The sequence below is a fragment of the Ideonella livida genome, assembly GCF_010499455.1.
GTDB classification, from domain to species: Bacteria; Pseudomonadota; Gammaproteobacteria; order Burkholderiales; family Burkholderiaceae_C; genus Ideonella; species Ideonella livida.
Window position 1 is genome coordinate 116,968 of sequence record NZ_JAAGOH010000001.1, and the last position, 12,375, is coordinate 129,342.

Genomic DNA, 12,375 nt, shown 5'->3' on the forward strand with positions numbered 1-12,375 from the left:
GTGTGAGCTGCCCGGCACGTGCCCGCCAAGGTGGCAACCCGCATAGAACCACCAAAAATCCACCTCAATCGAATAAAAATCAAGAACTCATGACTCATTCTTGATTTTTCTCCACCATTTGACAGATTTAAGAACGATCCCTCCAGGCCACATCCAACTCACGCAGGCGATCGAGCTTCTCCCGAATACGCAACTCCAGGCCCCGGTCGACCGGCTGGTAGAGGGACGCAGACGACATTCCGTCAGGCCAATACGAGACGCCGGGCGCGAACCCGTCTGGCTCGTCATGGGGATAGCGATAGCCCTGACCATGCCCGAGCTGGCGCGCCAGTCCGGTCGGCGCATTGCGCAGATGATCCGGCACAGGCGCCGTACCGGCCGCCTTGACCATCGCCTGCGCGGCCTTCCAGGCCAGGTAGACGGCGTTGGACTTGGGGGCCACCGCCAGGTAGGCCACGGCCTGGGCCAGCGCCAGCTCGCCCTCCGGGCTGCCCAACCGCTCTTGCGTCTGGGCCGCCGCGAGGCAAAGCGGCAGGGCCCGGGGATCGGCATTGCCGATGTCCTCGCTGGCGATGCGCACCAGCCGCCGCGCCAGGTAGAGGGGGTCTGCGCCGCCATCAAGCATCCGCGCCAACCAATAGAGCGAGGCATCAGGATCGGAACCCCGGATCGACTTGTGCAAGGCTGAGATCAGGTCATAGAACTGATCCCCGCCCTTGTCGAACCGGCGCAGGCGGTCGCCCAGCACCTGATCCACCAGCACGCCGGAGAGCGGCTGGCCCGAGGCTTCCGCCACCTCGGCGACGCGCTCGACGGCATTGAGCAGCCGCCGGGCATCGCCGTCGGCATGGTCAACCAGGCGGGCCACAGCCTCTTCGGGCCATGCCGGCTGACCCAGCGCCTGACACGCCCTGGCCACCAACTGCTGCAGGTCCTCTGCCTCCAAGCCGCGCAACACGTGCACCGTGGCACGCGAGAGCAGCGCCGAATTGACCTCGAAGGCGGGGTTTTCGGTGGTGGCGCCGATGAAGACGAAGAGCCCCGACTCAACATGGGGCAGAAAAGCGTCCTGCTGCGACTTGTTGAAGCGATGGACCTCGTCGACGAAGACCAGGGTGGCGCGCCCCGCCTGCTGGCTGACCTGTGCCCGCTGCACCGCCTCACGAATCTCCTTGACGCCGGCCAGCACCGCAGACAAGACGATGAAGTCGGCCCGCACCGTCTGCGCCACCAGCCTGGCCAGCGTGGTCTTGCCGACGCCAGGAGGCCCCCACAGGATCATCGAATGGGGCCGGCCACGTTCCAGCGCCAGCCGCAACGGCTTGCCTGGCCCCAGCAGGTGGCGCTGTCCAATGACGTCCTGCCAATGGGCGGGCCGCAGCCGCTCAGCCAGCGGCATGCCGAGCGGTGCAGCAGCCGGGCTGGGGCTGGAGATGACAGCGGCTGGGGCAGACACCCCGCCAGAGGGAGGCGCAGGCGCCTCTTCAGCGCCAAACAGGCTGTTCTGCTGAGACATGCGCCCATTGTCCCCGCCAGGGAACCCGCACGAATTGCCCGCCCGGCGCCCGGCAAATCCGGGCTTCCGGCCGGCGGCCCTGCCCCACACTTCAGGCCATCTTTTCAGGCGGAAGAACCCACAGGAGTCCCCCATGAGCGCCAGCACGGCCCTGGAACAGCGTGCACTCGGACAGGCGGAGCGCCAGCCGGCGCCGCCGCGCGAATACCTCTCCTTCAAGCTCGGTGCCGAGGAGTACGGCATCGACATCCTCAAGGTGCAGGAGATCCGCGGCTACGAGCCGCCCACCCGCATCGCCAACGCCCCCTCCTTCATCAAGGGAGTGGTCAACCTGCGCGGCGTGATCGTGCCCATCGTGGACATGCGGATCCGGTTCGACCTGTCGGACGTGCAGTACAACGCCTTCACGGTGGTCATCATCCTCAACGTCGCACACCGGACCGTCGGCGTGGTCGTCGATTCGGTGAGCGACGTGCTGGAACTGGCGCCAGAGGTCATCAAGCCGGCACCAGAATTCCATGGGGTCATCGACGCCGGCTACATCACCGGCCTGGGCACCATCAAGAACGGCCAGGAGGAACGCCTGCTCATCCTGCTGGACATTGAACAGATGATGACCTCCCCTGACATGGGTCTGGTCGACAGCGGCTTCTGACGCCCGCGGACGGTCCCGGCGGCAGTGCTCGCGTCAAGCCCGCCGCCCGGCGTGCCCGCCACCGTGGCGGGCCAAGGCCTCATTGCTCGCTGATGTCCGCGCCCGCAGGGGGCGTGAAGCGGAAAGTGGCCGCAGGCAGAGAGGACTCCTCGCGCAGATCAGGAAGGCTGAGTACGGAGCGCTGCCCAAAACTGTCGCCCATCTCGAAGGTGGCCGGCACGCGTGCGCCAGGCCTGAAACCCACCTTCAGCCAGAGCACGGTGCCCCCTTGCTGCCGCGGCGTGGCTTGCACCCACTGCAGCCCCCCCTGGTCAGGAAGGGCCTTGAGCTCGAAGTCATCGTCCAACGACGCGCCTGAGGCCAGCAAGGCGGCCGGGGTGGACCCCAGCGCCTCCGCCAGCCGCCGCACCGTCACCTGGTTCAGGTCCGGATCGTGGAACCAGACTTTGACACCATCTCCCACGATGAGCTGGACATACGGTTTGACATAGCTGAACCGGAAGCGATTGGGACGCTGGAACTCGAAACGGCCCGAGGACACCTTGGGCTTGGTCCCATTGGGGGCGTACACGGTCTGGGTGAAACTGCTCTGACCCGCCTTGACCTCCTTGACGAAGACCCGCAAGGCGTCCGCGGCATCGGCCCACGCGGCCATCGGTTGGAACCCACCCACCACGGCGAGTGCGAGGGGAAACACCAGGCGCCGGAATCGGCCGGCGCTCGGCATGCAGGAGTTGTTCATCTCATTCTTCTCGTTTGGGCACCAGCAGTTCGCGGTTGCCATTGGTGGCCATGGAGGAGACCAGGCCAGACTGCTCCATCTGCTCGACCAGCCGGGCCGCGCGGTTGTAGCCGATGCGCAGATGGCGCTGGACCAGCGAAATGGAAACCTTGCGGTGCTGCAGCACGACCGCCACGGCTTGGTCATAGAGGGGATCCGCCTCGCCGGAGAGCCCGCCCTCACCATCGCCCCCCCCTTCTCCCTCACCCTCCAGCACCCCGCCCTCCAGGATGCCTTCGACGTAGTTGGGACCACCCAAGGCCTTCAAGGCCGCCACGACGCGGTGGACTTCGTCGTCCCCGACAAAGGCACCGTGGACGCGAGTGGGCATGCCAGAGCCTGCAGGCAGGTAGAGCATGTCGCCCATGCCCAGCAGGGCTTCTGCCCCCATCTGGTCGAGGATGGTGCGGCTGTCCACCTTGCTGGAGACCTGAAAGCTCAGGCGGGTGGGAATGTTGGCCTTGATCAGGCCGGTGATCACGTCCACGCTGGGTCGCTGGGTGGCCAGAATCAGGTGGATGCCCGATGCCCGGGCCTTCTGGGCCAGGCGGGCGATCAACTCTTCGATCTTCTTGCCCACCACCATCATCAGATCGGCCAACTCGTCGATCACCACCACGATGTGCGGCAAATGGTCCAGGGGTTCCGGTGACTCCGGGGTCAGGCTGAAGGGGTTGGGGATCAATTCCCCGCGGACCTTGGCCTCGTCCACCTTGCGGTTATAGCCATCCAGACCGCGGACCCCCAGCTTGCTCATCACCTTGTAGCGGCGCTCCATCTCGGCCACGCACCAGTTGAGCGCGTTGGCCGCCTGCTTCATGTCCGTGACCACGGGGCACAACAAGTGACCGATGCCTTCGTAGACGCTCATCTCCAGCATCTTCGGATCGATCAAGATGAGCCGCACCTGGGAAGGGTCTGACTTGTAGAGCAGGCTCAGAATCATCCCATTGATGCCGACCGACTTGCCCGAGCCGGTGGTGCCCGCCACCAGGCAGTGCGGCATGCGGGCCAGGTCGGCCACCACCGGCGCGCCGACGATATCCTTGCCCAGGGCAATGGTGAGCAGGGAACTGGCATCGTGGTAGACCTGCGAGCCGAGGATCTCGGCCAGCCGGATGACCTGGCGGCGGGGATTGGGCAGTTCCAAGGCCATCAGGTTCTTGCCCGGGATGGTCTCGACCACCCGGATGGACACCAGCGACAGCGAGCGCGCCAAGTCCTTGGCCAGGCCCACGATCTGGGCCCCCTTGACCCCGGTGGCCGGCTCGATCTCATACCGCGTGATCACCGGCCCGGGCTGCGCCGCGACCACGCGAACCTGCACGCCAAAGTCAGCCAACTTCTTCTCAATCAGTCGGCTGGTGAGTTCCAGGGACTCCGGGGTGATGACCTCCATGCGGTCAGGCGGCGGATCCAGCAACTCGATGGACGGCAAGCGACCCGTACCGTCGACCTCGAACAGCTCGGTTTGACGGTCGCGCTGCAGCCGCTCGGCCTTCGGGACCACCAGCACCGGGGGCTCGATCAGGATGGGAGGCAGCACCGAGGCCTGCTCTTGGCGCTGCTGCTGCACTTGGTCGAGCTCGCGCTCACGCTCGCGCACCGCCTCCTCACCCAACCTTTTGTCCTCCACATGCTCGAGGTGGGTTACCCGACGCTCCCGAAGCCCTTCCACCCAAGCACCCAAGCCCTCGGCAAGTCGCAGCCACGAGAAATCAAACACTGCGGGCAACGCCAGCACCAGCAGCACAATCCACAACAGGCCAGAGCCCATAAAGCCCAGGACCTGCATGGACAGCGGCCCGAGCAGGTAGCCCAGCACCCCACCGGCATGCCCGGGCAGACCGGCCTCCAGCACATACATGCGGGTCCACTCCAGGCCGGTGCTGGCCATCAGCAGACCCACCAAGCCCAGCCACCAGCGCCAGGCAGGCTGCACCTCGGTGGCGGGAGGAGCCGGTGGCGCAGCGCGGCCACCCCGCGCACCGGTCGCGGCCACGGGCGGCGCTGCCGGCGTGCGCAGGGCCGCCGCCAGGTGGCCAAAGGCACGGCGGCAGGCCAGCAGCGCCACCCACCAGGCGGACAGCCCCAGCAGCACCAGGGAAAGGTCGGCAGCCAGGGCACCGGGCCGACCCAACCAGTTGCGCACGGTCAAGCCATCGCCTGAGGTGGAGAAACCTGGATCCCCCGCATGGCGGCTGGCCAACGCCAGGGCCCAAGCCAGGCAAAACGCCAGCCAAGCCAAGGCACGGCCCCAGCGCCAGAGTTCCTCAGGCGTGGGCAGGGGCAGGAAGGAAACGTCAGATCCTCGCGACATGCCCCGATTCTCCACTTGCCGGCCCCTATGCCGCCTCCTCACAGCGGCCGGTGGACTCGTCGCACCGGTCAGGCGGTCACCCGAGCAACCGTCCCGCCAAGATCAGGATCAGGCGGCCAGCCGCTCCTTGAGAACGACGGCTCCGCTCTCCAGCGTCTCGATCACACCCCGTTCCTCCAGATCCTTCATGACCCGGCTCACCATTTCCCGGGAAGCGCCGACGATCTTGGCCATGTCTTGACGGGACACCTTGCCACGGATCACCCGCTCCCCCCCCACCTCCTCGGCCATGTCGAGCAGCGTGCGGGCCACCCGGCCATAAACATCCAGGAGGGCAAGCGATTCAATTTGACGGTCCGCGGCGCGCAGTCGCGCCACCAGTCCGTGCAAGATAGCAAAGGCTAGGCTGTCAGGCTCCGGCAGGCACCGGGCAAAGTCCGCGCGCCCCAGGACCAACATGTCGCTTTGGACTTCGCAGCGGACGGTGGCGGAGTGTGGCTGATCGTCTATCAGGCTCATCTCGCCCACATAGTCCCCGGCCTCCAGCACCGCCAGGATGACCTCGCGACCGCGCCCATCCGCAGTCAGCACCCGCGCCCGGCCGTTGAGCAGGATGAACAGCGCGTTGCTCTTCTGGCCCTGCTCAACCACCACCTCAGCGCGGCGGAACCGCCGCTTGACCACCGAATCCGCCACCGAACGCGCCTGCTCCACAGTCAGCATGGAGAACAACGGCACGCGCCGGATCAGTTCGAGGTTGGAAAGCATCGACATCCCTTATCCCCTATGGTCCACTTGTCTGCCAGCAGGTTAGCGGCGCCGCATGGCACGGCTTCGTAGAATGAAGCGTGAAATCCGCCTCATTTCCGAGCATAGCCTGAGGCGGCTCCTCCCCGTGGTTCCGCGCGCGGCCGTCTGCCAGAACCAGGCACCACAGGCCCTCGGCGCCGGGATCCGCATCCCCCCTTTTCCCGCTTGCGACGCATGTCCACCACCATCACCCAGCACGCTCAGGTGCTCATCCTGGGCTCCGGCCCGGCCGGATTCACCGCTGCCATCTACGCCGCGCGCGCCAACCTCAAGCCCCTGCTCATCACCGGCATGGCACAGGGCGGCCAACTGATGACGACCACCGAGGTGGATAACTGGCCGGCGGATGTGATGGGCGTTCAGGGCCCGGAGCTGATGCAACGCTTCCAGCAGCACGCCGAGCGCTTCAACACCCAGATCGTCTTCGACCACATCCATACCGTCGAGCTGTCACAGCGCCCCTTCACGCTTAAGGGTGACTCCGGCACCTACACCTGTGACAGCCTGATCATCGCCACTGGCGCCTCGGCCAAGTACCTGGGTCTGCCCTCTGAAGAGGCCTTCGCCGGCCGCGGCGTCAGCGCCTGCGCCACCTGCGATGGCTTCTTCTACCGCGGAGAAGAGGTTTGCGTGGTGGGTGGCGGCAACACCGCCGTCGAGGAAGCCCTCTACCTCTCCAACATCGCCAACAAGGTCCATCTGGTCCACCGCCGCGACAAGTTCCGCGCCGAGGCCATCATGATCGACAAGCTGATGGAAAAGGTGGCTGCCGGCAAGATCGTGCTGCACCTGCACCGCACGCTGGATGAGGTGCTGGGCGACGCCACCGGTGTCACCGGCGTTCGGCTGCGCTCCACCCAGGACGACAACACCCTGGATGTGACGCTCAAGGGCTGCTTCATCGCCATCGGCCACCAGCCCAACACAGGCATCTTCGACGGCCAACTCGACATGAAGGACGGCTATCTGGTCACCCGGGGCGGCCAAGCCGGCTTCGCCACCATGACCAGCGTGCCCGGCGTGTTTGCCGCTGGCGATGTGCAGGATCACATCTACCGCCAGGCCATCACCTCGGCAGGCACAGGCTGCATGGCCGCGCTGGATGCCCAGCGTTTCCTGGAACAGGAAGGCCATTGAGCGCCCTGACCCGCGATTCAGGCTAGAATCGCGGGCTTTCTTGTGCAGACCATCGCCAAGCCGCTGGCTTGGATGTGAGTCATTTGCATGGGGCAAGTCTTCTTCGGGAACTGGGCTCCACGTGCAGGAACGGGTTACCGCCACCCTATTGGCGAGGTGAGGTCAGGTGGCTGACAGCGGACAATCCAGTCCGTCAAGTGCCTGGCCGGATGACATATCGGAGTGTCCTCATGGCACGCGTCTGCGAAGTCACGGGCAAGAAGCCCATGGTCGGGAACAATGTTTCCCACGCCAACAACAAAACCAAGCGCCGGTTCCTCCCGAACCTGCAATACCGTCGTTTCTGGGTCGAGAGCGAAAACCGCTGGGTTCGCCTGCGCATCAGCAATGCTGCCCTGCGCCTGATCGACAAGAAGGGCATCGACGCCGTGCTGGCTGACCTGCGCGCGCGCGGCCAGGCCTGAACCCAGACTCTGAAGGAGCGACACCATGGCATCCAAAGGCGGACGCGAAAAGATCAAGCTGGAATCCACCGCGGGTACCGGCCACTTCTACACCACGGCCAAGAACAAGAAGACCACGCCCCAAAAGCTGGAATTCATGAAGTTCGACCCCAAGGCCCGCAAGCACGTCCTGTACAAGGAAGTGAAGCTGAAGTGATGACACGCCTGCCGCGTCCCGATGGAACGGCAGGTTGTCCAAGGGTCTGAAGCCGGCACGCACATGCCGGCTCCGAGAAAAAGCCCCGGCACCGACAGGTGACGGGGCTTTTTTCATTTGCAGTCTTGCGGGTCCACACGCTTACCTTGACCATGCCGGGAGACGCTGGTGGAGGGTGTGGCCACTTCCATGGCCACACCCGCCCACCGGGCTCGCCTGGTCGGTCAGGCGCGGGCGGACCTCAACTCCAGCGAGAACTGCCGCAAGGCCTCGATGCCGCTGGCCTCAGCACGACGACACCAGTCCTGAAGGTCTGCCAACAACTGCTCAGCCGACACATTGGTGCGGGTCCACACCTGCCGCAGCTCCTCACGCATGGCCACCAGGGTATTCAGGGCCGGCAGACCGTCCACCACCACCTGCAAGCGGGGCAGCAGCGCGCTGGGGATCTTGTCTTGGTCACGGTGCAGCCAGCGCTCCGCCAAACGCAGGTCGCTCCAAGACACGGCACCGGCCGCCCCCCCCTGCTGCTTCAATCGGGCCAGCTCCGCCGCACAGGCACGGCGCAGCTCCTTGGCGTAGTGGGCCATCACCTCGTAGCGGTGGGTGATCACGGCTTCCAGCGTCTTGGCATCGGCCTGGGGCTTGAGCGGGCCCGTCTTCCACTGGGGCGCCACCTTGCGCACCTTGGCCCACCCCAGCAGCTCCAATGCCCGGATATAGCCCCAGCCAATGTCAAACTCGTAGGGGCGGATCGAGAACTTGGCCGAGGTCGGGTAGGTGTGGTGGTTGTTGTGCAGCTCCTCGCCGCCAATGATCACCCCCCAGGGAGAGACATTGGTGGACGCATCCACCGCCTCGAAATTGCGGTAGCCCCAGAAGTGGCCGATGCCGTTGACCACGCCAGCCGCCCAGAAGGGAATCCAAACCATCTGGATCGCCCACACCGCCAAGCCCAGGGCGCCGAAAAGCAGCAGGTCGATCACCATCATCAGGCTCACGCCCCACACGCTGCGAGGGCCGTATACGTGCCGCTCCACCCAGTCGTCCGGCGTGTTGTGGCCGTACTTGGCCATGGTCTCGGCCACTTTGGCCTCCGCCCGATACAGCTCGGCCCCCCGCCACATCACGGTCTTGAGCCCGCGCGTCTGGGGGCTGTGCGGATCTTCGGGGGTCTCGCATTTGGCGTGGTGCTTGCGGTGGATGGCGACCCACTGCTTGGTCACCATGCCGGTGGTCAACCACAGCCAGAAACGGAAGAAGTGGGACGGGACCGGCCCCAGCTCCAAAGAGCGATGCGCCTGGCTGCGGTGCAGGTAAATGGTCACGGCGGCGATGGTCACATGGGTCACCGCCAGCGTGAAGAGCAGGACCTGCCACCAGGCCCAGCGGGTCAGACCATGCGCCGCCCAATCCAGCATCGCCGCCACGGCGCCATCCACGAAGTTCATGTCCATTCCTCAAGCAAGACCAGCGGGATGCCATCGCCGTGCTCGGACCGGCATTCCGGGTCGTCATTGTCCCTTGGGCAGCCCCTCGGGACGGGCGGGGACTTTCCTGAGCCCCCGCTGCAGATCCCATCACCCGCCCTGGCGTTCCCAGACGGCCGCAAAAAAACCATCCATGTGATGGCGGTGCGGCCGGGTCTTCAGGTAAGGGCCGCTGACCAGTTCATCGGCACGTTCCACGCCGGCCGCCTGCAGGGCCTGGGCGGCCGACAAGGGCTGGAAGCCGGGATGTGCCGCCGAGAAGGCGGCTGCCACGTCCTCGTTCTCCCGCGCCAGCAGGCTGCAGGTGGCGTACACCAACCGACCACCGGGCTTGAGCAGGCGGGCGGCACTGGCCAGGATGGCCGTCTGCTTGACCTGCAGCTCTGCCAAGGCTTCGGGCGATTGGCGCCACTTCAGGTCAGGGTTGCGACGCAGAGTGCCCAAACCAGAGCACGGCGCATCCACCAGCACCCGGTCGATCTTGCCCGACAGGCGCTTGATGCGGTCATCGCGCTCATGGGCAATCTGTGCGGGATACACGTTGGACAAGCCGCTGCGCGCCAAGCGGGGCTTGAGGCCGTCCAGCCGATGACCTGACACATCAAAGGCGTAGAGCCGACCTGTATTGCGCATCACCGCCCCCAGGGCCAGGGTCTTGCCCCCAGCGCCGGCGCAGAAATCGACCACCATTTCCCCGCGCCGAGGCTGCAGCAGGGCCGCCAGCAGCTGGCTGCCCTCATCCTGCACCTCCACATGACCCTGTTCAAACAGCGGCATCTTCTGCAAGGCCGGCTTGCCTTGCAGGCGCACCCCCCAGGGCGACCACGGTGTGGGCTCGGCCAGCAGAGACTGCTCGGCCAGGGCCTGGAGCACTTCCTCACGGCGGGCCTTGAGCAGGTTCACACGCAGGTCCAGCGGAGCCGGTTGCTCCATGGCCGCCACCAAGGCCCAAAAGTCATCCCCAATCTCCTGGCGCAGCGCGCTGGCCAGCCAATCGGGCAGGTTGTGGCGAGCCTTGTCAGGCAAGCGTGCAGGGTCCAGGGCTGCCACGTCCTGCAGCCACGCCTGTTCGTGCGGTCCCAGTGCACTGCGCAGGAAGGTCTCACTGCCTTGCCAGGCCAGGATGGCCATCCGGCGCTCCAAGGCGCCGCTGCCACTCTGGGCCAGGTGGGACCAGCGGTACCGCTGGCGCAGTACGGTGTAGGTCGTTTCAGCCAGGGTGTGGCGCTCGCGCGGACCCAGGGACCGGTGTTTGCGAAAGAACGCCGACACGACAGCGTCGGCAGGTGATTCAAGCTTCAGAACCTGTCTCAGCAGGTCGGTAGTCAAGTCCAGCAGGGCATTCGGATGCATCCCCTGGATTATCCCCGCAGGCGGCACCCGTGGCCGCCTTCCCCCGGGTGCCCTTCAGCCTTCATGGAAGAGCCATTGCGGCTCGCCATCGAGCTGACGCACCTGCTCGTGCTCGAGCAGCAGGCGGTCCTGGACAAACCAGCGCACGGCACGGGGATAGATCACATGCTCGGCCCGGAGCACGCGGGCGGCCAAGCGTTCAGCGTCATCGCCCTGGTGGACCGGCACCACCGCCTGGAGCACGATGGGCCCATGGTCCAGGGCCGGCGTGACGAAGTGGACCGTCGCCCCAGCCACCTTGCATCCAGCCTCCAGCGCACGCTCGTGCGTGTGCAGCCCCCCGAAGGACGGCAGCAGTGAGGGGTGGATGTTCAGCAGTCGGCCGGCATAGCGTTGCACGAAGGCCTCACCCAGGATCCGCATGAAGCCTGCCAACACCACCAGGTCAGGCTGGTGGCGGTCGATTTCCGCGGCCAACGCCGCGTCGAAGGCGTCGCGGCTGGGGTGGTCACGGTGCGCGACCACAGCGGTGGCGATGCCTCGGGCCTGAGCCCAGACCAGCCCGCCGGCACCGGGCTTGTTGCTGATCACGGCGACCACCTCGGCAGGCCAGCCCTCGGCCGCGCAGCGCTCTGCCACGGCGATCATGTTGCTGCCACGCCCGGACAGCAGGATGACGATGCGCTTGTTCATGAGGGGCGTGAGTGTAAGCGGCTGCACAATCGGCAGCCCGGCCACAGCCGCAGCGCACTCCGCCATTTCATGTCCGCCCCCCTGCTGATGCTCGCCTCCTCGCTGCTCTTTGCACTCATGGGGGTCTGCGTCAAGCTCGCCTCCCAACAGTACAGCGCCGGCGAGATCGTCTTCTACCGCGGAGCGGTCGGGGCCACCTTCATCGCCCTGCTCGTCTTCTGGAGGCGTGGCAGCCTGCGCACCTCCATCCCGGGCATGCACCTGATGCGAGGCATCACGGGTGTCACGGCCCTGGTCATGTGGTTCTACGCCATCGGCCACCTGCCGCTGGCCACGGCCATCACGCTCAACTACATGTCCTCGGTGTGGATGGCCGTCTTCCTGATGGGCGCCGCCGTGCTGTCCGGCGCTGGCGGGATCGACCCGCGGCTGGTCGGGGCCGTCCTTTGCGGCTTCGCCGGAGTGGCCCTGGTGCTGCAGCCCAGCCTGGAGCCACAACAGGTGCCAGGGGCCCTGGCCGGCCTGGCCTCGGGGGTGATGTCTGCCATGGCCTACCTGCAGGTCACCGCGCTGGGCCGGGCCGGCGAACCCGAATACCGGGTGGTCTTCTACTTTTCGCTCGGCGGCATGCTGGTGGGCCTGGCACTGGCCCTGGCACAGGGCGGCCTGCATGCCCACACCGCCGGCGGCCTGGGCCTGCTGCTGGCGGTGGGCCTGCTGGCCACCAGCGCCCAGATGCTGATGACGCGCGCCTATGCCATCGGCAAACCGCTGGTCAACGCCAGCCTGCAGTACACCGGCATCATCCACTCCTTCGTCTTCGGCGTGCTGGTGTTCGCCGAACCCGTCCACCTGTCCGCCTTGGCCGGCGTGGCGCTCATCGTGGCCGCCGGGCTGGCCGCCACCCGGCTGCGCCAGGCCACCCCCCTGGCCGGGGGTGGCTCCCAAGGGGACTGACCG

General features: G+C 66.3%; 12 protein-coding genes. 5 read left to right on the top strand and 7 right to left on the bottom strand.

What is annotated here, in order from left to right; translation table 11 throughout:
- Window positions 1-127: 127 nt before the first annotated feature.
- Window positions 128-1,516 carry a replication-associated recombination protein A gene (locus tag G3A44_RS00525; RefSeq protein WP_163455808.1) on the bottom strand — a complete coding sequence of 463 codons (1,389 nt, stop codon included), beginning with the start codon at window positions 1,514-1,516 and terminating at the stop codon, window positions 128-130.
- A 133-nt stretch (window positions 1,517-1,649) separates the two neighbouring features.
- Between G3A44_RS00525 and G3A44_RS00530 the strand changes: the two genes are divergently transcribed.
- Window positions 1,650-2,171 carry a chemotaxis protein CheW gene (locus G3A44_RS00530; protein WP_163455531.1) on the top strand — a complete coding sequence of 174 codons (522 nt, stop codon included), beginning with the start codon at window positions 1,650-1,652 and terminating at the stop codon, window positions 2,169-2,171.
- 79 nt (window positions 2,172-2,250) lie between these two features.
- Here the strand turns inward: G3A44_RS00530 and lolA are convergent, their stop codons facing one another.
- From lolA to G3A44_RS00545, 3 genes are all read right to left on the bottom strand, one after another.
- Window positions 2,251-2,898, bottom strand: coding sequence for an outer membrane lipoprotein periplasmic chaperone LolA (lolA, locus tag G3A44_RS00535; protein ID WP_510587265.1), 648 nt, complete (start codon window positions 2,896-2,898; stop codon window positions 2,251-2,253).
- A gap of 16 nt (window positions 2,899-2,914) precedes the next feature.
- Window positions 2,915-5,272, bottom strand: coding sequence for a DNA translocase FtsK (locus tag G3A44_RS00540; RefSeq protein ID WP_163455532.1), 2,358 nt, complete (start codon window positions 5,270-5,272; stop codon window positions 2,915-2,917).
- A gap of 108 nt (window positions 5,273-5,380) precedes the next feature.
- A complete protein-coding gene (locus tag G3A44_RS00545; RefSeq protein ID WP_163455533.1) occupies window positions 5,381-6,046 on the bottom strand; it encodes a Crp/Fnr family transcriptional regulator in 666 nt (221 codons plus the stop codon).
- Between the two features lie 210 nt (window positions 6,047-6,256).
- On the opposite strand from G3A44_RS00545, the gene trxB reads away from it, so the two are divergent.
- The 3 genes from trxB to rpmG all read left to right on the top strand — a co-directional run bounded on the left by trxB (window position 6,257) and on the right by rpmG (window position 7,879).
- Window positions 6,257-7,219: a thioredoxin-disulfide reductase gene (gene trxB, locus G3A44_RS00550; RefSeq protein ID WP_163455534.1), complete on the top strand. Its 963-nt coding sequence runs from the start codon at window positions 6,257-6,259 to the stop codon at window positions 7,217-7,219.
- A gap of 230 nt (window positions 7,220-7,449) precedes the next feature.
- The gene (rpmB, locus tag G3A44_RS00555) at window positions 7,450-7,683 is read left to right on the top strand and encodes a 50S ribosomal protein L28 (RefSeq protein WP_022979438.1); all 234 of its coding nucleotides are present in this window, start codon (window positions 7,450-7,452) and stop codon (window positions 7,681-7,683) included.
- A 25-nt stretch (window positions 7,684-7,708) separates the two neighbouring features.
- Window positions 7,709-7,879, top strand: coding sequence for a 50S ribosomal protein L33 (gene rpmG / locus G3A44_RS00560; RefSeq protein WP_163455535.1), 171 nt, complete (start codon window positions 7,709-7,711; stop codon window positions 7,877-7,879).
- Window positions 7,880-8,103: 224 nt separating this feature from the next.
- Here the strand turns inward: rpmG and G3A44_RS00565 are convergent, their stop codons facing one another.
- From G3A44_RS00565 to purN, 3 genes are all read right to left on the bottom strand, one after another.
- Entirely contained in the window at window positions 8,104-9,330 is a 1,227-nt protein-coding gene (locus G3A44_RS00565; RefSeq protein WP_163455536.1) for a DesA family fatty acid desaturase, read from the bottom strand.
- Window positions 9,331-9,459: 129 nt separating this feature from the next.
- Window positions 9,460-10,722 (bottom strand): RsmB/NOP family class I SAM-dependent RNA methyltransferase, encoded by a 1,263-nt coding sequence (locus tag G3A44_RS00570; RefSeq protein WP_163455537.1) that lies wholly within the window; start codon window positions 10,720-10,722, stop codon window positions 9,460-9,462.
- Between the two features lie 54 nt (window positions 10,723-10,776).
- A complete protein-coding gene (purN, locus tag G3A44_RS00575) occupies window positions 10,777-11,415 on the bottom strand; it encodes a phosphoribosylglycinamide formyltransferase (RefSeq protein WP_163455538.1) in 639 nt (212 codons plus the stop codon).
- Window positions 11,416-11,484: 69 nt separating this feature from the next.
- On the opposite strand from purN, the gene G3A44_RS00580 reads away from it, so the two are divergent.
- Complete coding sequence (locus G3A44_RS00580; RefSeq protein ID WP_203561246.1) at window positions 11,485-12,372, top strand: DMT family transporter; 888 nt, start codon at window positions 11,485-11,487, stop codon at window positions 12,370-12,372.
- Window positions 12,373-12,375 lie beyond the last annotated feature (3 nt).